This is a genomic window from Halorubrum rutilum (assembly GCF_042665015.1).
Classification (GTDB): domain Archaea; phylum Halobacteriota; class Halobacteria; order Halobacteriales; family Haloferacaceae; genus Halorubrum; species Halorubrum rutilum.
The window spans coordinates 404,601-424,642 of sequence record NZ_JBHTBL010000005.1 but is presented as its reverse complement, the minus strand read 5'-3'; the positions used below and the strand labels follow the sequence as shown (position 1 = coordinate 424,642).

The 20,042-nt window shown below is 73.7% G+C and carries 20 protein-coding genes; 8 read left to right on the top strand and 12 right to left on the bottom strand.

Going from position 1 to position 20,042, the window contains the following annotated elements; all coding sequences use genetic code 11:
- Positions 1-3 precede the first annotated feature (3 nt).
- On the top strand, positions 4-1,218 hold the full coding sequence (locus ACFQMF_RS08430; protein WP_256409005.1) for a lamin tail domain-containing protein: 1,215 nt from the start codon (positions 4-6) through the stop codon (positions 1,216-1,218).
- 2 nt (positions 1,219-1,220) lie between these two features.
- On the opposite strand, the gene ACFQMF_RS08425 is transcribed toward ACFQMF_RS08430, so the two are convergent.
- From ACFQMF_RS08425 to ACFQMF_RS08395, 7 genes are all read right to left on the bottom strand, one after another.
- Complete coding sequence (locus ACFQMF_RS08425; protein WP_256409006.1) at positions 1,221-2,006, bottom strand: PHP domain-containing protein; 786 nt, start codon at positions 2,004-2,006, stop codon at positions 1,221-1,223.
- A gap of 84 nt (positions 2,007-2,090) precedes the next feature.
- Positions 2,091-3,263: an MFS transporter gene (locus tag ACFQMF_RS08420; protein WP_256409007.1), complete on the bottom strand. Its 1,173-nt coding sequence runs from the start codon at positions 3,261-3,263 to the stop codon at positions 2,091-2,093.
- Between the two features lie 129 nt (positions 3,264-3,392).
- On the bottom strand, positions 3,393-4,034 hold the full coding sequence (locus tag ACFQMF_RS08415) for a hypothetical protein (RefSeq protein ID WP_256409008.1): 642 nt from the start codon (positions 4,032-4,034) through the stop codon (positions 3,393-3,395).
- The gene (locus tag ACFQMF_RS08410; RefSeq protein WP_256409009.1) at positions 4,024-5,235 is read right to left on the bottom strand and encodes a DUF3179 domain-containing protein; all 1,212 of its coding nucleotides are present in this window, start codon (positions 5,233-5,235) and stop codon (positions 4,024-4,026) included. Before ACFQMF_RS08410 ends, ACFQMF_RS08415 begins: the two co-directional genes overlap by 11 nt.
- Positions 5,236-5,305: 70 nt before the next feature.
- Positions 5,306-5,884: an MOSC domain-containing protein gene (locus ACFQMF_RS08405; RefSeq protein ID WP_256409010.1), complete on the bottom strand. Its 579-nt coding sequence runs from the start codon at positions 5,882-5,884 to the stop codon at positions 5,306-5,308.
- Entirely contained in the window at positions 5,881-6,276 is a 396-nt protein-coding gene (locus ACFQMF_RS08400; RefSeq protein ID WP_256409011.1) for a hypothetical protein, read from the bottom strand. The genes ACFQMF_RS08405 and ACFQMF_RS08400 overlap by 4 nt, the downstream gene beginning before the upstream one ends.
- 67 nt (positions 6,277-6,343) lie before the next feature.
- Positions 6,344-7,261, bottom strand: coding sequence for a PLP-dependent cysteine synthase family protein (locus ACFQMF_RS08395; RefSeq protein ID WP_256409012.1), 918 nt, complete (start codon positions 7,259-7,261; stop codon positions 6,344-6,346).
- 178 nt (positions 7,262-7,439) lie between these two features.
- Between ACFQMF_RS08395 and ACFQMF_RS08390 the strand changes: the two genes are divergently transcribed.
- The gene (locus ACFQMF_RS08390) at positions 7,440-7,832 is read left to right on the top strand and encodes a TlpA family protein disulfide reductase (protein ID WP_256409013.1); all 393 of its coding nucleotides are present in this window, start codon (positions 7,440-7,442) and stop codon (positions 7,830-7,832) included.
- Positions 7,833-7,854: 22 nt separating this feature from the next.
- Here ACFQMF_RS08390 and ACFQMF_RS08385 read toward each other — a convergent pair whose 3' ends face one another.
- The 3 genes from ACFQMF_RS08385 to ACFQMF_RS08375 form a co-directional block, all read right to left on the bottom strand.
- Complete coding sequence (locus ACFQMF_RS08385) at positions 7,855-8,400, bottom strand: DUF7109 family protein (RefSeq protein WP_379791861.1); 546 nt, start codon at positions 8,398-8,400, stop codon at positions 7,855-7,857.
- Between the two features lie 42 nt (positions 8,401-8,442).
- Positions 8,443-9,672 carry a glycosyltransferase family protein gene (locus ACFQMF_RS08380; protein ID WP_256409015.1) on the bottom strand — a complete coding sequence of 410 codons (1,230 nt, stop codon included), beginning with the start codon at positions 9,670-9,672 and terminating at the stop codon, positions 8,443-8,445.
- A gap of 136 nt (positions 9,673-9,808) precedes the next feature.
- A complete protein-coding gene (locus tag ACFQMF_RS08375) occupies positions 9,809-10,993 on the bottom strand; it encodes an MFS transporter (RefSeq protein WP_256409016.1) in 1,185 nt (394 codons plus the stop codon).
- Between the two features lie 218 nt (positions 10,994-11,211).
- Here ACFQMF_RS08375 and ACFQMF_RS08370 point away from each other — a divergent pair, with 218 nt between their 5' ends.
- Positions 11,212-11,382 carry an HVO_0758 family zinc finger protein gene (locus ACFQMF_RS08370; RefSeq protein WP_256409017.1) on the top strand — a complete coding sequence of 57 codons (171 nt, stop codon included), beginning with the start codon at positions 11,212-11,214 and terminating at the stop codon, positions 11,380-11,382.
- Positions 11,383-11,499: 117 nt separating this feature from the next.
- Here the strand turns inward: ACFQMF_RS08370 and ACFQMF_RS08365 are convergent, their stop codons facing one another.
- Together ACFQMF_RS08365 and ACFQMF_RS08360 are read right to left on the bottom strand one after the other, a co-directional pair.
- Positions 11,500-12,618: an aldo/keto reductase gene (locus tag ACFQMF_RS08365; RefSeq protein WP_256409018.1), complete on the bottom strand. Its 1,119-nt coding sequence runs from the start codon at positions 12,616-12,618 to the stop codon at positions 11,500-11,502.
- A 59-nt stretch (positions 12,619-12,677) separates the two neighbouring features.
- Positions 12,678-13,715, bottom strand: coding sequence for a hypothetical protein (locus ACFQMF_RS08360; protein ID WP_256409019.1), 1,038 nt, complete (start codon positions 13,713-13,715; stop codon positions 12,678-12,680).
- Between the two features lie 171 nt (positions 13,716-13,886).
- On the opposite strand from ACFQMF_RS08360, the gene dacZ reads away from it, so the two are divergent.
- The 5 genes from dacZ (at position 13,887) to ACFQMF_RS08335 (ending at position 20,038) form a co-directional block, all read left to right on the top strand.
- Positions 13,887-14,696 carry a diadenylate cyclase DacZ gene (gene dacZ, locus ACFQMF_RS08355; protein WP_256409020.1) on the top strand — a complete coding sequence of 270 codons (810 nt, stop codon included), beginning with the start codon at positions 13,887-13,889 and terminating at the stop codon, positions 14,694-14,696.
- 6 nt (positions 14,697-14,702) lie between these two features.
- Entirely contained in the window at positions 14,703-15,491 is a 789-nt protein-coding gene (locus ACFQMF_RS08350; RefSeq protein WP_256409021.1) for a mechanosensitive ion channel domain-containing protein, read from the top strand.
- A gap of 63 nt (positions 15,492-15,554) precedes the next feature.
- Complete coding sequence (locus ACFQMF_RS08345; protein ID WP_256409022.1) at positions 15,555-16,772, top strand: ATP-binding protein; 1,218 nt, start codon at positions 15,555-15,557, stop codon at positions 16,770-16,772.
- Between the two features lie 72 nt (positions 16,773-16,844).
- Positions 16,845-17,504 carry a GNAT family N-acetyltransferase gene (locus tag ACFQMF_RS08340; RefSeq protein ID WP_256409023.1) on the top strand — a complete coding sequence of 220 codons (660 nt, stop codon included), beginning with the start codon at positions 16,845-16,847 and terminating at the stop codon, positions 17,502-17,504.
- A gap of 122 nt (positions 17,505-17,626) precedes the next feature.
- Positions 17,627-20,038 carry a DEAD/DEAH box helicase gene (locus ACFQMF_RS08335; RefSeq protein ID WP_256409024.1) on the top strand — a complete coding sequence of 804 codons (2,412 nt, stop codon included), beginning with the start codon at positions 17,627-17,629 and terminating at the stop codon, positions 20,036-20,038.
- The last annotated feature ends 4 nt before the right edge of the window (positions 20,039-20,042 follow it).

Sequence of the window (20,042 nt, the reverse complement as noted above, 5' to 3'; positions counted from 1 at the left end):
TTCGTGAACTTCCACAACCGGGTCGTCGACCACCTCCGCGGCCCGGGCGCGTCGCTGATCGAGGAGGGCGAGGGCGTGCTGGAGGCCGCACAGCGGCTCGTCAGGTGGCACTACCAGTGGCTCGTGCGCCGGGATCTGCTCCCGCGGATCTGCGACCGGTACGTGCTCGACGACGTCGAGCGGAACGGTCGGGAGTTCTTCCTCCCAGAGGGGTCCGACCCCGCCATCGCGGTCGAGTTCGCGGGGGCCGCCTACCGGTTCGGCCACAGCATGATCCGCCACGAGTACGACGTGAACGAGGCGTCCGGGAACGTCCCGCTGTTCCCGTCCGACGCGAGCGACGCGCCGACGCTCCGCGGTTTCGGCCCCGTGGAGAGCGACCTCGTCGTCGACTGGACGCGCCTGCTCGACACCGGGGACGGCGACTACCAGCACGCGCGCAAGATCGACCCGCTGCTCGCGCCGGCGCTGTTCGACCTCCCGATGCCGGGCGAGGACTCGCTCGCGCTGCGGAACCTGCTCCGCGGGGAGGCGCTCGGGCTGGCCTCCGGGCAGGACGTGGCGCGTCGGATGGGGATCGACCCGATCGGTAACCGGGAGTTCGGCGACAACTCGCCCATCGTCGAGGCGCTCCGGCGACACGAGCGCGGCGCCGACCCTGACGCCCCGCTGTGGTACTACGTCCTCGACGAGGCGCGCTATCAGGAGGACGGCGAGCGGCTCGGCGCGGTCGGCAGCCGGATCGTCGCCGAGACGCTGATCGGCCTCATGGAGCTCGACGAGACCGCCTACCCGAACGCCGCGCCCGACGGCTGGGAACCGTCGCTGCCGCGGCTCACCCCGACCGACGGGTACACGCTCGCGGACCTGACCGCGTTCGCCGACGAGCCGAACCCTGACGGGCTGGTGATCGAGTCCGTCGACCCCGGCGCCGCCCCCGCCGACGCCCCGACCGACGAGTCGGTGACCCTCCGGAACGACGCGGCCGAGCCGGCCGACCTCGACGGCTACGTCCTCGACCTGGGCGGCCAGCGCGACCCCCTCCCGGCGACGACGGTCGCGCCCGGCGCGACCCTCACGGTCCACGTCGGGAGCGGGAGCGACGGCGCGGGCGACGTCTACCTCGACCGGGGGGCCGCCGCGCTCAACGACGAGGGCGACGTCGTGACGCTCCTCGCGCCCGACGGCGAGCCGAGCACGCGACGGGTGTACGGCTGAGGTCAGTCGCCGTCGGCCAGCCCGTCGATCCCGACCGGGTCGAGCCCCCGTCGGTCCAGCTCCGCCTCGATCTCGCGGGCCCGCGGCGCGATCTCGTCGGGCTCGTGGCTGTCGGTACCCACGGTCACCGGGACGCCGGCGTCGACGAGGCGGTTGAGGAACGCCGGCGCCGGGTGGAACTCGCCGTAGTCGTCGAGCAGGCGCCCGGCGTTGATCTCCGGGACCGTCCGCGAGTCGCGGAAGGCGTCGGCGACGGCGGCGTAGTGGTCCTCGGTCGCGAACCCGCGGAGGTGCGGGTTGCGCTCGATCAGGTCCGGGTGCGCGGCGACCGCGAACAGCTCCGAGTCGATCAGCGAGACGAGCTCCTCGAAGTACCGGTCGACGAGCGTGCGCCGCTCCGCCGCCGGCTTGTCGGCGAAGTGCGACCGCGCGTGGACGTTCGCGCCGTCGAGCTCGTGGACGCTGCCGACCGCGTAGTCGAAGCCGGCCTCGTCGAGGAAGTCGGCGATCGCCGCCTCGTGCGCGGGGTCGTAGTCCATCTCCACGGCGTCGAACACGTCGATATCGGCGTCCGCGCGGACCTCCTCGATCGCCGTCCGGCGCCGCTCGTACGTCAGGTCGAGGTTGAACCCGAGCGCGCGCCGGTACCGCCTCGCGCCGGCCTCGGGCGAGACGTTGCAGTGGTCGGCGAACCCGATCCCGTCGAGGCCCGCGTCGGCCGCGGCCTCGACCATCCACCGCAGGAACGCCCCGTCCGAGTAGTTCGTGTGAGCGTGGAGGTCGTACACGCGGGTCCGTACGTCGCGCGTCGACTCGTAGCTTCGGGTCCGCGGGGCCGCTCGGCGAGGGGACTCCCCGTCCCTCGGCGAGGCTCAGTACCCAGTCCCGAGCGCCCAGTTCGCCGCGAGCACGGCGAACGTGACGCCGAACAGGGCCGCCAGGATCGCGAAGGAGACGCCCCACCCGAACAGGTCGGCCGCGAGCCCGACGCCGACGGAGCCCGCGGAGCCGACCACGGTGTACACCGTCCGGACGAGCCCGAAGCCGGCGCCGCGCTCCGCGTCGCTCAGCGCGTCCATGAACCGCGGGTCGATCGCCGAGAAGAAGCTCGCGCCGGAGCCGGCCAACAACACGCCGACCGCGACACCGGCGAGCCCGGGACCGAAGACGAACGCGGCGGTGCCGACCGCGCCCGCGAGCATCGCCCCGCCGATGGCCGTGTCGCGGCCCGCCAGGTCGGAGAGCCGGCCGAGCCCCACCTGCGCGACGGCGCGGACGACGAAGAACGCCGAGAACACCCCGGCGGCGGCCGACGGCGAGTACTCCCGGAACTCGACGAGGAACGTCGGGAGGAACGACATCACTCCCTGCACGACGTAGGTGCCGGTCATCGCGACGAACAGAGGGAGGAGGACGCTCGGCCGCGAGAGGACCTCGACGAGCGGCGTGAGCGCGAACCGCTCCCGCATCGGCTGGTCGGGGCGCCGCGGCTCGGTCGGTCGGACGCGCCACGCGAACAGCAGGAACACCGGCGCGCCGACGAGCGCGGCCAGCGCGACCGCGGGGCGCCAGCCGTACCGGACCCCCACCCACGCCGCGGCGACGGGCGCGACGAGCCCGGCCAGGGGACCGCCGACCGAGTGGAGCCCGATCGCGGTCCCGAGGTCGTCGAAGGTCCGCGAGAGCAGCGTCGTCGCCACCGCGTAGTGGAGCCCGGCGACGAGCCCCAAGAGCACCGCCGCCAGCACGAACGCGGGGAAGACGGGCGCGAGCCCCAACACGACGCTCATCGCCGCGGTGCCGCCGACGGCGACGAGGATCACGAGCCGCTCGCCGTACCGGTCCGCGAGCACGCCGCTCGGGAACTGGGCGGCGCCGTACGCCAGCCACATGCCGGAGAGCGCGACCCCGATGGCGGTGTTCGACGCCCCGAAGTCGTCGACGATCAGGGGGACGACGGGGCTGATCGCCAGCCTGGCGAAGTACGTCACGAGGAACGCGAGCATGCACAGCGACAGCACCGTGTGGCGGTACCCCCAGCTCATCCGACGCTCATTGGCACGTCGTCGGTCCGGTCGGCGGTCAACGCTTTCGGTTCCGGACGCGGCCGCCGGCTCCGGCTTCGGTCTCGCGCGCTCTCGCCCGCCTCCGGCGTCCTCGGGACGCCCCGCGACTCACCCGACCGCGGCCGGATCGACGCGGCTCCCGACCCACAGCAGGGTGGCGACGAGGCCGGCCGCCGACAGCGGGAGGAACCACCCCATCACCGCGAGCAGTCCCGCGGAGGCCTGGACTCCGATCGCGAGCAGCAGCGTCGGGCCGCAGCAGGCGAACCCGGAGAGGATCCCGGGGACCCCGGCGGCGGCGCCCGCCCCGGCCTCGAGCCGGCAGGCCGCTGGCCCGCGCCGCGCGACCACGGACACCGCGAGTGTCGCGCCGACGAGCGCGGCGAGACCGAGCCCGATGGCGGCGTTGACCGGCGCGAACAGGTACTCGACGGGCCCGACCGTCACCAGCGCGACGGGCTCGTACTGGAAGGGCCCGACCCGCCGCGTCAGGAGCGCGAGCGGGTCGCTCGCGACGGCGACGTCGACGACGGGCCCCGGACCGGTCGCGCCGCCCCTCGCGGCGCCCCGGAGCCCGAGGTGCCCGACGCCGACGCCGTACGCGAGGGCGTACGCGACCGCGACGACCCCCGCCGTGACCCGACCCTCGCGCCGACCGAGCGCCGCGCGGACGACGAACGCGGTCCGGCGGACGACCCCGATCGCCCGCGCCGTCGTCGACCCCGGCGACCCGCCGGTCTCAGCGGCCATACCCCGCCCCCGTGTGCTCGCCGACGAAGGCGGTGTCGGGGTAGAAGCCGGCCCACGCGAACCACATCGCGTCGAGCGCGAGCACCGGCTCCAGCGGGAGGTCGGCCGCCGCGAACCCGCCGCCCTCGGAGCCGACGCGGTACGCGTCGCCGTCCGGCTCGACCGTCAGACCGTCGGGGTTGCGGTAGACGTACCCCGTGAAGAGCCCCGGGTCCGCGACGGCGACGACGGGCTCCTCGCCGCCGTCGCCGTCGGGGACGCCGCCGGTCAGGACCCGCTCCGCGAGCAGCGTCTCCTTGTCGAACGCGACCGCGCCCGCCTCGGTCCGCGCGCCGATGACGACCGACTTCGGGTGGCCCTCGTCGGGCGACGAGAGCGGCGGGAACAGGGTCGGTTCCTTCGCGTAGTAGCCGCCGAGCGGGGCGTAGCTCCCGTACGGGTCGGTCTCGTAGCGCCGGATATACCCGGTCTCGTCGGTCATGACGAGCGACTCAGGGTGGCGCTCGGCCCACGCGTTCGCCGTCGTCCAGACCACCCGGAACTCGTCGAGCGTCTCCCCGGCCATCGGCCCGTCGATCCCCGTGGCCAGCATCTGCGGCCACCGGCTGTCGGTGGCCCGGTCGTACATGATCAGGTTCGAGTTGACGAGCCGACCGGACACGCCGAACGTCGTGTCGCCGCGGCGGAACCCCTGCGCCGTGCCGGTGAGCGGGCAGTAGGTGACCGCGATCGGCTCGCCGCCGATCGCGTCGTTGACGATCTCGTGACGCGAGAGCACGTGTCGCGGGTACGCCTTCGCCTCCCCGCCGCGCGCGACGCCGAACACCGGGATCCCCTCGGCGTAGTTCGCCTCCTCGATCGGCCGGAACGAGGGCTCGTCGATCGAGGGGATCCCGTCCTTCCCGACCCCGCCGCTGAGCGCCTCCGAGCGCAGCTCGTCGGCCTCGTACGCGAGGTGGTAGTCGGCCTCGACGGTCGGCGGGCGGCCGCCGGCGTTCGAGTCGTCGCGTCCGCCGTCGCCGTCGCTTCGGCCGTCGCCGTCGCTTCCGTCCCCGTTCGAGCCGTCGCCCGCCTCCTCCTCGCCGCGCGAACCGGCGCCGTCGCCGAACGAGTCGCGGACGACCCCGCCGAGACAGCCGGCGACCCCGGCGCCGCCGACCGCCGCGAGACCGGCCAGCGCGGACCGACGAGAGCGTTTCATGCGCCACGCTCCGGGTTCGACCGTCTAAAGATCGAAGCGCGGGTGTGATTTCCACACACACCCGAACGAGTCAGTCGGTCGCGCCGCTCGCGTCGCCGGAGGGGTCGGACTCGCTCTCCGAGCGCTCCCGCAGCCGCGCCGCGATGGCGTCGCCCGCCGTCCGCGGGTCCGGCTCCGCGACGGTCACCGCGTCGCCGACGGCGACGCGACCCGGCTCGACGACGTCACAGCAGAGCCCGCCGCGGTTCCGGAGCGCCGACGCGAGCCCCGCCTCGCCGGCCAGCGATTCGAGGCGCGCGCAGGGCGGCCGTCGCCGGGTCGGTCGCAGGCGCGCGTCGCCGACCGCGACGGTCGCCTCCAGCAGGTCGTCCATTCCGGCCCCGAACCCCTCGACGACGACGTTCCGGCGGTGGCGGCCGTCGGAGACGTCGGTCCCGGTCGCCGCGCGGACCGCGTCGAGCGCCTCGGCGGCGACGAGAGTGACGGCGCAGCCGTCGAGCTCGAAGTGCCCGTCGCCGCGGCGATACCGGTCTCCCTCGACGCCCCCGGACCGGATCGCGACCGCCTCCCGGCGCTCGGGCGGCGCGCCGGCCTCGGGCGCCGTGACGAGGCCCCGGACGACGCCGCTCACTCCCTCCTCGCCCGTCACGGGGCGCCCCCGAGGAGGTCCGGGTCGCCCGGTTTCAGCCACTCGCGGTGGGCGTAGTAGACGGCGCCGATCGGGGGCGCGACCAGCGAGGCCAGCGCGTAGAGCCACTTGAAGAGTCCGAGGTCCGCGACGCCGCGCTCGTCCAGCGACAGCGCGTCGAGGAGCACCGCGGCGGTCGCGAGCGGCGCGAGGAGGTAGCCGTGGGCGAACGCGACGGCGGCGCCGACCGGGGTGCCGGCCGAGAGGAGCGCCCAGTCGAGCGCGTAGAGGACGGTCCACCCGCCGGCGGCGACGGCGAGGACGAGGAGCCACGGGCCGTCGAACCGGCGGTCCGCCGGCTCGGCGGCCGGTCCGTCCGGGTCGTCGGCGGGGGCCGCGGCGTGCGTGCTCATGGCTTCGCTGAGGCCCCGACGCTACTCAACGTTCGGGTCGAGCGCGACCCGCCCCACCGCCCGACGCCTACTCGTCGAAGGTGCCGGCCGAGAGGTACCGCTCGCCGCTGTCCCAGAACACGGTGACGACGAGGGGCTCGTCGCCCGCGTACGCGCCCGACTCGCGGAGCTCCGCGGCGACCGCCTTCGCCGCGAGGTTCGAGGCGCCGGAGGACTGCCCGGCGAGGATCCCCTCCTCGCGGGCGAGCCGGCGGCACTCGGCCTCGGCCTCGTCGATGCCGACGGCGTGGACCTCGTCGATCAGGTCGACGTCGAGGTTCGGGGCGACGAACCCCGGTCCCATCCCCTGGAACGCGTCGTTCCCGGGCTCGCCGCCGGAGAGGACGGCGTTGTCGCTGGGCTCGACCGCGTCGATCCGCACGTCGGGGAAGGACTCGCGGAGGCGCCGACCGATCCCGGAGAGGGTGCCGCCGGTCCCGACGCCGGCGACGAGCGCGTCGACCGTCCGGTCGCCGACCTGCTCGACGACCTCGGGGCCGGTCGTCTCGTAGTGCGCCCGCGGGTTCGCGGGGTTCTCGAACTGGCGGAGCTGGACCATCCCCGCCTCGGCCTCCAGCTCGTCGGCGCGCTCCTTGGCCGCGGAGATGTCGCCGTCGACGACTTCGAGGTCGGCGCCGTACGCGCGCATGACCCGGCGGCGCTCCATCGACTTCCCGTCCGGCATCACGAGCGTCACGTCGTACCCCTTCACGGCGCCCACCATCGCCAGCCCGATGCCGGTGTTGCCCGACGTGGGCTCGACGATCCCATCGCCGGGCTCCAGCTCGCCGGACTCCTCGGCGGCCTCGACCATGTACCGCGCCGGGCGGTCCTTGGCGGAGCCGCCGGGGTTGCGCGACTCGACCTTCGCGGCCACCGTCGTCGCCGGCGGGGAGTCGACCCGCACCAGCGGCGAGCCGAGCCCCTCCAGCACGTCGTCGTCCATTACGCGAACGAACGGGGCCGGGACTCAAATGCCCGACGGACCGCGGCAAGACGCGTCCGCGGAGCGGCGGGACCCCCCCGCGGCGCGCCGAGCCCCGCGCCGTTTCTCGCTCCGTCCCCTCCCGCCGCCCGTTGCCACCGACGCGCGGTTTACAAGCCCGCCCGACGTATTCGGGGGTATGACGCTCGAAACGCTCGCGCCCGACGCGGCCGGCGCGACCGACGGCGACGCGCTCGACGACGAGGTCCTGGCGGCGCTCGGGGCCGGCGACTACCGCTTCAAGGTGTGGGGCGGCGACTGGTGCGGGGACTGTCAGCGCCAGCTCCCGGCGTTCGCGGCCGCCCTCGACGCGGCCGGGGTCCCCGGGGATCGGATCGAGGACTTCCCGGTCACGAAGGGGCCGGACGGCAAGGAGGGCGAGGGGGTCGAGGCGTACGGGATCGAGCTGATCCCGACCGTCGTCGTCGAGGACGCCGACGGCGAGGAGCTCGCCCGCTTCGTCGAGGAGGCGGACGTCTCGATCGCCGAGTTCCTCGCGCGGGAGCTCAGCGAGGCCGAGGCGAGCGCCTGAGCCCGGCCCGGGCGGTCCCCCTCTACGACTCCAGCTCGGCGACGATCCGCTCCCGGACGTCCCCGGCGTCGACGGGCGCCCACGCCTCGACGTCGTACGTCACGTCGGCGAGGACCTCCAGCCGGTCGGCGTCGCCGTCGCGGATCGCCGCGACCGCGTCCTCGGAGAGCCGCGCGAGGACCGCCGCCGAGAGCGCCTCGCGGTCCACGCCGCGCTCGGGCACGTCAAGGATGTGCGGGAGGTCCGACGCCCCCTCGGGCAGCGACGGGAACGCGGCGGGCCCGACCGCGAGCGCGACCTCGTCGGCGTCGGGCCCGTCCTCCGGGTCGGCGACGTCGGTCGACCCGTCGCCGGCCTCGTCGATCGCCTCCGGCGGGGCGGGCACCAGCGCGTACTCCGCGACGGCGACGTCGATCGCGGCGGCGACGGCGGCGTCGTCGACCTCGGTCCGCCGCTTGAACGCGAGCTCCGAGAGCGCCCGCGCGAGCTCCGCGCGGGTGAGCCAGCCGAACAGGTCGACGACGCCCGCGAGGTCGTCGCGCGCGGCGACGCCGGGCGCGTCGGCGATGTCCCCCGCGGAACCGTCCGGTCCGTCGCCCTCCGCCATCGGTCACTCCTCCCCCGGCGCGGGGTCGGAGGGCGGATCGGCCGGCGCCCGGTGGCCGTTCCCGCGGACGTCGGCGTCGCCGAGCGCGGCGCCGGTCCGGGTCGTTTCGTCGCCCCCCGCGTCCGTCGCTTCGCCGGCCGCGTCCGCGAGGTCCGCCCGGGCCGCGGCCGCGACCTCGGCGGGCGTGACCGGCGCGTCGCGCCACGCCGGGAGGCGGGCGTCCGGGCCCGGCTCGCCCAGGGCGCCGGCGTACGTCGCGACCTGCGAGCGCTCGTCCTCGCGGTCGTAGTCGAGCCCGTTGAACGCGGCGTCGGTCTCGTAGCCGTCGATCAGCCGCTCGGCCGCCTCGCGGTAGCGGTCGGCGAGCCCGTCGTAGTCGACGGCGACGCCGCCGTCCTCGACCGCGCGGAGGGTCGCCTCGCCGACCGCCCGGCTCATGTCCGCGAGGCCGGTCGGGCCGTCGACGGAGCGGTGGTCGTGCTCGTAGCGGCCGAGGTCGACCTGCGCGCTCCCCTCGAAGCCGGCGTGCGCGAACGCCTCGCCGAGCGTGCCGACCTCAAGCCCCCAGCCGCGCTGGACGCGAAGCTTCGAGACGAGCTCGGTCGTCGCCGCGAACTCGCCGGCGAGCGCGTACCGGAACGCGTCGAGGTACTCGATCACGCCCGCCTCGCGGCGCTCGGTCGCGTCGGCGAGCGCGCGGACGAGCGGCCGGAAGAACAGCCGGAACAGCCGGCCGTACAGCGCGCCGTCCTCGACGCGGGCGTAGTACCCCTTCGAGAACGCGTGCCCGTTCGCGACCGGGAACAGCAGGCGCTCGACGAACGCGGGCGAGTACGTCTTCGTGTCGGCGTCGTGGACGACGACGTACTCCTCGTCCAGGGCGCGGCCGAGGCCGAGCCACACGTCCCGTCCCTTGCCCCGGTCGCCGTCGAGGCCGCGGTCGGCGAGCAGCTCGGCGAGCCGCGGGCCGCCGCACCAGAGCGTCTCCACGTCGACGTCGAAGCCGGCCAGCCACCGGGCGAAGGGACCGGCCCGCTCCGCCGAGGCTCGCAGGGGGACGATCACGCGGGCGGGGTCAACCGTTTCCAGCGCCGAGAGGACGCGCTCGGCCGCGAGCGTGCCGTACTCCCGCTCGGTCATCGGCACCACGACCGCCGCCCGGCCGGTGGGGGCGGCCGGCCGGTGGTCGGTCAACGCGTGCAGCGTCGTCACGCGCTCTTGGACGTACTCCATTATCACCGTACACGGGCGGGACGACCTAAATAGGTGCGATACCCGCGGTCCGTGCCGACGGGGGACGGCGGGCGCGAGGCCGTCGACCGCGGGGACCCGTCGGCCGCGGACGCGCCCTCGTCGCCGACCGCGGCGCTCACGCCGTCGGCTCCGCGCCCGCCGCGCCGCCCGGGACGCGACCCGCGCGCTCCAGGACGGCGTAGGCGACGACGACGGCCCCGAGCCCCCCGGCGAGCGCGAGGAAGACGGCGTCGTAGGCGACCCCGGCCTCGACCGCCTCGCCGACGGCCCACGAGCCGGCCGCCTGCGTCGACATCATCCCGGCGGAGTAGACGGCGTACGCCGACGCGCGGGACTCGTCCGGCAGCGACGCGAGCAGGTAGGTGTCCATCGCGGGAAACAGCATGTGGATCGCGAAGCCGACGGCGACGCTGGCGGCGACGACGGTCGCGAGCCCCCCCGAGACGACGACGAGGACGACGCCCCCGACGAACGCGGAGACGATCCCGAGCAGGTACGGGACGTGCGGGAGCCGGTCGGCGAGGTAGCCGGAGACGAGGAAGGCGGGGACGCCCGCGGCGAAGATCACCGTCAGGAGGTTCCGCGCGGTCGCCGGCGCGAGCGCCTTGTCGACCATGTACAGCTCGTAGAAATTGAACAGGCCCTGCCAGACGAACCCGGTGAGCCCCATCAGGACGACGGCCGTCAGGATGAGCTTCCACTCGGAGCGCGCGCCGCCGAGGAAGTCGGTGTCGCCCGCCCCGGCGTCGGGGAGGTCGGTCCGCGAGGCGAGCGCGACGAAGGCGACCGTGGTCGCGGCCGCGACGACCGCGAGCCCGTGGAAGGCGAGCCGCCAGTCGTACCACAGCGCGACCGTGACGACCGGCGCGGCGGCGACCGCGGCCAGCTGACTCGCGGTCCCGTGGATCCCCATCGCGCGCCCGACCCGCTCCGGGAACAGCTCGGAGACGAACGGGTTGGCGGCGACGAAGTAGACGCCGGAGGCCAGGCCGATCGCGAACGCGGCCGCCGTCAGCGTCGGCACGCCCGGCGCGAGCGCGACGCCGAGCGCGCCGAGCGTCAACATTCCCCCGGAGACCGCGATCACGAGCCGCCGGGGGAACCGGGTGAGCGCCCACCCGGCCGGGAGCCGCGGGGCGGCTGAGCCGAGCCAGGCGAGCGTGACGATGAGCCCCGCGGTCCCCTCGCCGATCGCGAACTCGGCGATGAACTCGCCCACGAGCGGCGCGAACACGACGCGCGCGAAGTTGACGAGGAAGACGAGGGCACACAGCGAGCCGAACAGCCGGGTCCGTGACACGGGCGGGCTTCACGGCGCCCGGAGACAAGCGTTGCGAAAGCGAGGCGCCCCGGGGCGCCCGGCTCGTCGCACCGCCGACGTCCGGCCCGTCGCACCGCCGACATCCGGCGCATCACACCGCCGACGCCCGGCGCGCTTCACCGCGAGGCGGGGATCCCCCTCTCGTCCGACTCGCGTCGTACGAGGTTTTTATACCCACACGCGATCAAGCCGAACACATGAAATCGACGCGCAAGGGGCTCCGCGACGGCGACCTGTTTAAAGACACGTACGAGCGCCTGAACTGCGCCGAGTGCGAGCAGGTGTTGAAAAAGCAGAACGACCCCGACGAGGTGTTCTCGGTCCGGGTGTGTCCCGAGTGCGAGGCGACCTACAAGGAGCTTCGCTAGGCCGACGCGCCGCCGTCGCCGGCGCCCGACGAGCACCGTCTCGGTCCCGACGCGTCCCCGCCCGTCCTCCTCCGACTCGTTTTCCCCCTCCTCGTTCGCGTCCGCGGAGCGGCGCGCTCACTCGAAGACGGCGTCGAACGCCGACGCGCCGAGCGGGTCGAAGGTGCCGGCGGCGACGTTCTCGCGGACGTGGTCCGGGTCGCTCGCCCCGACGAGCGAGGCGGTGACGCCCGGCGCGCTCCGCGCGAAGTTGAGCGCGCGCTGGGCCGGCGTCTCGCCCGCGAGGGTCGCGTCGATATCGGCGGGGATCGCGCCCTCTCGCGCGAGTTCGCCCTGACCGATGCTCGCGCTCGTCACCGCGGAGAGCCCGGCCTCGTGGGCGAATTCGAGGGCCGAGATCGGGTCGGCGTCGGCCCCCGGGTCGGCGTCCGGCGGGCGGTGGTTCCGCCGCGTGAACGCGTCCGCCATCGCGACGTTGAACGGGAGCTGTATCGCCTCGAACCCGTGGCCGTCGTCGGGGGCGACCGCCTCGCCCGCGGCCTCGGCCCGCGCGAGGACCTCGGCGAGCGAGAGGTACCGGTCGCCGCCCTCGGGGACGCGGAAGGCGTCCCACGTGGCGACGCCGTAGGCCCCGAGGTCGCCGGCGACGCGTCGGCGCTCCAGCGCCTCGAAGGCGGCTTCCAACCGGTCGTACACCGCCTCGCGGGAGCGGGCCGCGAGCTGGGTCTCCGGGTTGTGCACGTAGAAGCAGTCGACCGCGTCGAGCCCGAGCCGGTCGAGCGAACGGTCGAGCGACCACTCCAGGTAGCCGGGCGCGATCGCGTGGGCGCCGTTCGCGAGCTCCTCGGCGTCGACGATCCCGGTCGCGAGGAAGCGGTCGCGGACGTACGCCGCGGGGTCGCCGGGGCGCTCGCCGTCGAACGGGAGGAACCCCCCCTTCGTCGCCACCACGACGGCGTCGCGGTCGACCGGCGAGTCGCGGACCGCCTCGCCGACGACGCGCTCGGCCCGCCCGCAGCGGTAGTTGACCGCGGTGTCGACGTGGTTCACGCCGGACCGGAGCGCGAGCCCGATCGCCTCGCGGTAGGCGTCGTCGACGGCGGCGGTCGGGTCGCCGAGGTAGGTGCCGATCCCGACGCTGGAGGCCACTCCGGGGCCGAACCGCCGGAAGTAGGTGCGTCCGAAGGCGTCGCCGAACTCGTCGCGGTAGGCCCAGAGCGCGTCGCGGGTCGCCATGTGGGTCCGGGTAGTCGTCTCGGCGGGAAAAGTCGCGCGGGAAGTTGCCGCACGGCGCTTCACCCGCCCCCGTCGTCACCCGCCCTCGTCGTCACCCGGTAGCGTTCGTCTCGGAATTCGTACGTGCGAGCGTCGTCGAGCCCGAACGGCGGGATCGAGTTGCTGAACTCCTCCAGCCGGACCCGGTCGGCGTCGCGTTCCCGGCTCAGCGCGATCGCGTCGCGCAACTGGTCGTTCCGAACAACCTGTTCGACGATGACTCGTTCGGCGTCGGTCTCGGAGCCGTCGACGCGTTCGAGGACGAACGCGTCCGGTCGGTCGCCGTCGCCGTCCGGTTCGCCGCGCGTCGACCGCGCGACGAGCGTCTCGCCGTCCCGCTCCGTCTCCGCGATCGCCGCGGTCGGCCTCAACTGCAACGGGTCGGCCTCCAGCTCGAACCCCGCCGCGAGCGCGATGGGATCCTCGTAGGAGCCGGCCGCGAACCATCCGTCGGCCCCGAACGCGTAATGCCCGCCGCCGAGGCCGGCGAGCGTGAGCGATTCCGTCCCCTCTACGGGCTCGACCGAGTCCCCGTCGCCCACGCGACCGTTCGCGACCGTTACAGTCCACGTGTGTTCGTCGCCGGCCGCCAACGGTGTCAGCGGCTCCGGCCACGACTGCGGCGCGATGTAGTACCAGTCGCCGTCCGCGCGCTTGTACAGTTGCCAGTGATAGAAGTTGGTCTCGAACCGCTGTTCGCTTCGATTTCGGAGCGTGAACCCGGTCGATCGGTCCGACCGGACCGACCGGCTCTCCGGAGCGAGCACTATCGGCGTCGCCTCGGGATCGACCGCCTCGTAGCAGACGACCCGCTCGGCGCTCTCGAACGACGGGCACGCGTCCGAGGCGGTGTCCTCGGGGAGCTCCGGAACCGACTGGGTGGAGTCGGGCGGCGTCGTCTGACCGCCGTCCCCCGCCGTCGCGTCGCCACCGTCCGTCTCGTTCGATGCGTCGGGCTCGTTCACACAGCCGGCGAGGAGGACGCCACCGGTCGCACAGAGGGACGACAGGATCCGTCTCCGGGAGAGACGAACCCGCTTTCGGGAGGGCTGAACCATGTCCCTTCGCTCCCGGCGGTATCGGGATATGTCTTCCGTCGCTATCGCCGCGGGAGCGCCCCTCGGCGGCCGGTCGTTTCGCGCTTCGTTCCGTCGCGTCCGAGAAGCGCGTCGGACGCCCGCACGACGCCGACGCAACGACTATACGTCGGCCGAGAGTCAGTTCGGACAATGGCCTCGCTCACCGACCACCTGTCCGACCTCGTCGAGGACGCGGACGCCGCCCTGCTGTTCTCGCCGACGAGCTCCTTCCACGACCGGTTCGAGGACGACGAGGCGGAGATCGTCGTCGTCGCCCCCGACAACGACGTCGACGCCGACGTGTTCGTCGAGCTCCCCCTCCCGTTCGACAACGTGAAAGACCGGATCCGGTTCGGGATCGAGGGCGCGATGGACGCCGACCTGGTCGCCGAGGGCGACGAGGTCGTCTGCATCGCGAGCGTCTTCGACGGGGGGTCGGACGCGGTGGTCCGCGTCACCGTCGACGAGACGGTCCACACCGGGATCTACGACCTGTTCGTCAACTCCCGCGCCGAGCCGAGCGTGATCCGCGACGTCTTCGAGGTCGCGATCGAGCTCGGGCGGAAGGGACAGAAGGGGAAGCCGGTGGGCGCGCTGTTCGTCGTCGGCGACGCCGGGAAGGTGATGAACAAGTCCCGCCCGCTGTCGTACAACCCCTTCGAGAAGTCGCACGTCCACGTCGGCGACCCCATCGTCAACGTAATGTTAAAGGAGTTCTCCCGGCTCGACGGCGCGTTCGTCGTCTCCGACTCAGGGAAGATCGTCTCCGCGTACCGCTACCTCGAACCGGGCGCGGAGGGCGTCGACATCCCGAAGGGGCTCGGCGCGCGACACATGGCCGGCGGCGCGATCACCCGGGACACGAACGCGACCGCGATCGTGCTCTCGGAGTCGGACGGGCTGGTCCGAGCGTTCAAGGCGGGCGAACTCGTCCTGGAGATCGATCCGGAGGAGTACTGATCGCCCATGTCCGCGGTACCGAACGCGTTCGGGGAGCTCGTCGCGAGGGTCCCCGAGCGAGCGTGGCTCGCCCTGTTCGTGCTCGTCTTCGGACTGATCGCGGCGTACCTCGTCGGCGTGATCAACAGGCGGCTGCTGACCCGGGCCGGCGTGCCCGAGGCGATAGAGGGGACCGCCTTCGAGCGCACCGTCAGGGAGTTCGACACGTCGACCGTGCGGATCTTAGCGCGGCTGTCCAGCTACTTCATCCTCGCCGTCGCCGTCATCGTCGCCCTGACCGTCGCCGAGGTCAACTACCTCGACCGGTTCTGGTCGTCGGTCGCCTCCTTCCTCCCCCGCCTCTTCGTCGCCGCGGTCGTCATGATCGTCGGCGTCGTCGTCGGCGACAAGGCGGAGCTGCTCGTCGCCGAGCGGCTCCGCGGGATCAAGCTCCCGGAGCTCGGCGTGTTGCCCCCGCTCGTCAAGTACAGCGTCGCCTACGTCGCCGCGCTCGTCGCGCTCGGGCAGGTCGGCGTCCAGACGCTCGCCCTGATCGTGCTGCTCGCGGCGTACGCGTTCGCGGTCGTCCTCTTCGCCGCGCTCGCCACGAAGGACCTCGTCGCGAGCGCGGCCGCCGGGGTGTTCCTCCTCCTCCGGCAGCCCTACGGCGTCGGCGACGAGGTGAAGGTGGCCGGCGAGCGCGGCATCGTCCAGGAGGTCGACCTGTTCGTCACGCACATCGAGGCCGACGGGGAGGACCACGTGATCCCGAACCACTCGGTGTTCCGCGACGGGATCGTCCTGATCCGGGAGTGAGTCGGCGACGCGACCGCCGCGTTCGGAACACACTTAGGCGGCTGCGCTTTAGGCTCGCCTAAAATGAGGCGACAGGAGGAACAGCTCGTCGGCGCCTTGTTCGACGTGTTAGAGGCCGAAGGGCACGGGGAGGCCCGCCAGCGCCTGTTGGACGCGTACGAGTCCGGCGCGTCCGAGGGCCGCGACGAACTGATAGAGCGGCTGATCACGGAGCTCGTCGCCGTGCTCAACGAACAGCTCGGTCCCCGGGAAGGCGCCGCCGTCCTCACGGACGCGATCGAGTTCCTCTTCGACCGGCTGGTCTCGGTCGTCGAAGTCGCTCCGATCGCCATCGTCGTGGTCGACGCCGACGGCGCCGTACAGCTCTGGAACGCCGGGGCCGAGCGGCTGTTCGGCTGGTCGGAGGCGGACGCGCTCGGCGGTCGCCTCGTCGCGACGGGGAGCGACGCGACCGGTCCCTTCGGCGACTCGCTCTCGCGGCTTCGACGCGGCGACCGACTGACCGGCGTCGAGACTCGGCACCCTCACCGTGACGGGTCGCTGCTGGACATCCGGTACTGGGCCGCGCCGCTCCGCGACGGCGACGGCGGGTTCACCGGCGCGACGTACGTCGCGACGGACGTGGGGGAACGGAAGCGCCGCGAGCAGCGACTGACCGTGCTCAACCGGGTGTTACGGCATAACATCCGAAACGACGTGAACGTCGTGACGGGCCACCTCGAGGCGCTCGCGGCCGAGCGTCCCGACGGCGATCCACACGTCGAGGCGATGGAGCGGCGGCTCTCCGGAATCGTCGACCTGAGCGACGCGGCCAGACGCGTCGAACGGCTCCAGGCGTCGGACGACGAGGCGGGCCGGAGGGCGTTCGAGCTGTCGGAGCTCGTCGCCGACCGGGTCGAGGAGTTCGCGGCCGCGCACCCCGACGCCGCGTTCGACATCGACGCGCCCGACGGCGTCGAGGCCGTCGCTCACGAGCTACTGCCGTACGCGCTCGATAACCTGCTCGAGAACGCGGCCGAGCACTGCGCCCCGTCCCCTCGGGTGCGCGTGACGGTCCGCGCGGAGCGGGACGGCGCCCTGGTCACGGTCGACGACGACGGGCCCGGGCTCCCGACCCACGAGCGCGAGGTGCTGACGCGGGCGGACGAGACGCAGCTCACCCACAGCACCGGCGTGGGACTCTGGCTCGTTCGGTGGATCGTCCGCGCCTCCGGCGGCGAACTCCGGGTCGACGGCAACGACCTCGGCGGCACCGCGGTGACGGTAGCCCTCCGCGGATGACGTCGGCTCCCCGTTCCCACCGCGTGGGACCACCTGTCACGATATAACTCCGTCCGGGACCGAGCGACGCGTATGGACCACGACGGCCCCGCCGCCTGCGAGGGGTGGAACGGCAGCGAGTGCGAAGGGACGCCGCACTGCCCGCCGCGCTGTCCGCGGTTCGTGGACGAGACCGGCGACCGGTGGACGGTCCGACCCGCCGTCCGGGAGGACGCCGCCGCGCTCGCCGAGATGTACGAGGGGTTCGGCGGCGACGACCGCGCGCAGGGGCTCCCGCCGGTGACGCGGGAGCGCCGGGCGGAGTGGATCGAGTCGACGCTGGCCGACGGGTGCAACGTCGTCGCCGAGCGCGGCGGCGAGGTCCTCGGCCACGCGACGTACACCCCGACCGACGCGGCCCGCCCGGAGCTCGCCGTCTTCGTCCACCCGACGGCGCAGGGCCGCGGGGTCGGGACCGAGCTCTGCCGACACGTGATCGCGAACGCCGCCGCCGCGGGCGGGGACGGGCTCGAACTCCACGTCGAGGCCGGGAACCACGTCGCGCGCCGCGTCTACCGGAACGTCGGCTTCGAGCTCGTCGAGCGCCGCCACGCCCTCCGGATGGCGCTCGACCTCGACGACCCGGTCGCGACCGCGGTCCGGTGGCCGCCGCTCGCGCGCGAGGGGCCCGCGGCGCCGGCCGCCGGCGAGTCGCCCGCAGCCGACCGATCGCACGCGCCGGCCGACGACTGAGCGGTCCGAGTCGGAGTCCGGGGCTCCCCGTCACCGGCGCCCTCCGCCACCGACGCTCCCCGCCACCGACGCTCCCCGCCACCGCAACCGTTAGGCCCGCGCGTCCCCAGGGACCGATAGCCGTGGAGGACGCCATCGAGTGGCTGCGGGACCGACCGTTCTACGAGGGACAGATCGCGGAGCACCGCCGCCTCCCCGCCCGCGAGCCCGAGTTCGCCGACGTCGACCTCGCGCCGCGGATGGCCGACGCGCTCTCGAAGGACGGTATCGACCGCCTCTACCGCCACCAGGCCGACGCGATCGAGGCGGTCCGCGGCGGGGACGACGTCGTGCTCGCCACCGAGACCGCGAGCGGAAAGTCGCTCGCGTACACCGTCCCCGCCTTCGAGGCCGCGATGGACCACGGGGGGCGGACCCTGTACATCGGCCCCCAGAACGCGCTGATCGCGGACCAGGAGGAGTCGCTGTCGGCGCTCGCCCACGGGCTCGGCTTCGGGAGCGGGGTCTCCGTCGAGTCGTACACGGGCCGGCTCTCCCGCAGCGAGAAGCGAGAGGTCCGCGACCACGAGCCGACCGTCCTCCTCTCGAACCCGGACATGCTCCACTACGCGCTGCTGCCGTACGCCGGGCGGCTGTGGGAGTGGTTCTTCTCGTCGCTGGAGCACGTCGTGATCGACGAGGTCCACAGCTACCGCGGCGTGTTCGGCTCGCAGGTCGCCATGACCCTCCGCCGGCTCGCGCGGACCTGCGAGCGGTTCGGGTCGGATCCGCGGTTCGTCTGCTGCTCGGCGACGATCAACAACCCCGTCGAGCACGCCGCGGCGGTGACCGGCCGCGACCCGGACGGGATCGCCCTCGTCGACGAGGACGCGTCGGGGCGGGGCCCGCGCGACTGGGTGCTGTGGAACCCGCCGGAGTACGACGACGACTGGCAGGAGCGCGGCAGCGGCCGCCGGAAGTCGAGCCACACGGAGTCGAAGCGCCTCTTCTGTGACCTCGTCACCGCGGGGGCCCAGACGCTGGCGTTCACGCGGGCGCGACAGACCGCGGAGCAGTACGCGACCGACAGCGCGAGCGACCTCCGCGAGCGCGGCGAGCGCGACCTCGCGTCCAAGGTCGGCGCCTACCAGGCCGCCCTGACGGACGAGCGCCGCCGGGAGATCGAGGCCGACCTCCACTCGGGGGCGCTCCGCGGCGTCTGGTCGACGAGCGCGCTGGAGCTCGGCGTCGACGTGGGCGGGCTCGACGCCGTGATCCTCGACGGCTACCCCGGCACGCGGATGTCGGCGTACCAGCGCGCGGGGCGGGCCGGTCGGGGCGACGACCCCGCCCTCGTCGTGATGGTGGGCGGCGAGGACCAGCTCGACCAGTACCTGATGACCAACCCCGCCGACTTCTTCGAGGCGCCGCCGGAGGACGCGATCTGCGACCCCGAGAACGCCGAGCTACTCCCCGGCCACGTCGCCTGCGCGGCCGACGAGAGCTGGCTCTCGCCCGCCGACGAGCGCTTCTTCGGCGAGTCGTTCCCCGGCGTCGTCGCCGACCTGACCGACGAGGGGGTCCTCGACCGGCGGGAGACCGCCGACGGGCTGCGGTGGACCCACGCCGGCTCGTCGAGTCCGCAGCAGTCCGTGAGCCTCCGGACGGTCGGGGACCGCGAGATCGACCTGATCGACTCCTCGCGGAGCGAGACGGTGGCCTCGCTCGGCTTCGGCGACGCCCTGCGCGACGCGCACCCCGGCGCGATCTACCACCAGCAGGGCCGCACCTACGAGGTGACGGAGCTGGACCTCGGCCGCGACGTCGCCGAGCTGCAGTCCTCGTGGGCCGACTACTACACGCAGCCGCTCACGGAGAAGGACGTCGTCGTCAACGAGGACCTCGCGGAGCGGGAGCTCGCCGCTCGGCCCGACGTCCCGGTCCGGTTCGCGGACGTGACCGTCACGGAGCGGATTACGGGGTTCGTGCGGAAGGACGCCAAGACCGGGGAGTCGCTCGGCGAGTCGACGCTGGACCTCCCGGAGACGACGCTGCGGACGGAGGCCCTCTACCTCCCGGTGCCGGCCGACCTGGAGTCGGAGATGCGGGCGATCGGCGCCGGCGACGGCGACGCGGCCGAGGGGAGCGATAGGGACGGCGAGGCCGCCACCGACGGCGGCGAGGACACGCCCGACGGCGAGTACGCCTTCAACGGCGGGATCCACGCCGCCGAACACGGGATCATCTCGCTGTTCCCGTTCCACCTGCTCTGCGACCGCGCCGACGTGGGCGGCATCTCGACGCCGTACCACCCGCACACCGACGCGCCCGCGGTGTTCGTCTACGACGGCTACCCCGGCGGCGTCGGGCTCACCCGCCGCGGCCACGAGCGGATCGCGGAGCTGATGGCCCGCACCGCGCGGCTGATCGACGGCTGCGACTGCGAGGGCGGCTGTCCGGCCTGCGTCCAGTCGCCCCACTGCGGCAACGCCAACGACCCGCTCGCGAAGGCGCCCGCGGTCCGTCTGCTGGAGGCGTTGACCCCCGACGGGTAGGCAA

What these genes read in the sequence shown, in the direction of transcription:
- ACFQMF_RS08420 (WP_256409007.1), bottom strand. Translation starts at nt 3,263, where the DNA reads ATGAGCTGGGGGTACCGCCACACGGTGCTGTCGCTGTGCATGCTCGCG.
- ACFQMF_RS08415 (WP_256409008.1), bottom strand. Translation starts at nt 4,034, where the DNA reads ATGGCCGCTGAGACCGGCGGGTCGCCGGGGTCGACGACGGCGCGGGCG.
- ACFQMF_RS08410 (WP_256409009.1), bottom strand. Translation starts at nt 5,235, where the DNA reads ATGAAACGCTCTCGTCGGTCCGCGCTGGCCGGTCTCGCGGCGGTCGGC.
- ACFQMF_RS08400 (WP_256409011.1), bottom strand. Translation starts at nt 6,276, where the DNA reads ATGAGCACGCACGCCGCGGCCCCCGCCGACGACCCGGACGGACCGGCC.
- ACFQMF_RS08395 (WP_256409012.1), bottom strand. Translation starts at nt 7,261, where the DNA reads ATGGACGACGACGTGCTGGAGGGGCTCGGCTCGCCGCTGGTGCGGGTC.
- ACFQMF_RS08390 (WP_256409013.1), top strand. Translation starts at nt 7,440, where the DNA reads ATGACGCTCGAAACGCTCGCGCCCGACGCGGCCGGCGCGACCGACGGC.
- ACFQMF_RS08380 (WP_256409015.1), bottom strand. Translation starts at nt 9,672, where the DNA reads ATGGAGTACGTCCAAGAGCGCGTGACGACGCTGCACGCGTTGACCGAC.
- ACFQMF_RS08370 (WP_256409017.1), top strand. Translation starts at nt 11,212, where the DNA reads ATGAAATCGACGCGCAAGGGGCTCCGCGACGGCGACCTGTTTAAAGAC.
- ACFQMF_RS08365 (WP_256409018.1), bottom strand. Translation starts at nt 12,618, where the DNA reads ATGGCGACCCGCGACGCGCTCTGGGCCTACCGCGACGAGTTCGGCGAC.
- ACFQMF_RS08360 (WP_256409019.1), bottom strand. Translation starts at nt 13,715, where the DNA reads ATGGTTCAGCCCTCCCGAAAGCGGGTTCGTCTCTCCCGGAGACGGATC.
- dacZ (WP_256409020.1), top strand. Translation starts at nt 13,887, where the DNA reads ATGGCCTCGCTCACCGACCACCTGTCCGACCTCGTCGAGGACGCGGAC.
- ACFQMF_RS08350 (WP_256409021.1), top strand. Translation starts at nt 14,703, where the DNA reads ATGTCCGCGGTACCGAACGCGTTCGGGGAGCTCGTCGCGAGGGTCCCC.
- ACFQMF_RS08345 (WP_256409022.1), top strand. Translation starts at nt 15,555, where the DNA reads ATGAGGCGACAGGAGGAACAGCTCGTCGGCGCCTTGTTCGACGTGTTA.
- ACFQMF_RS08340 (WP_256409023.1), top strand. Translation starts at nt 16,845, where the DNA reads ATGGACCACGACGGCCCCGCCGCCTGCGAGGGGTGGAACGGCAGCGAG.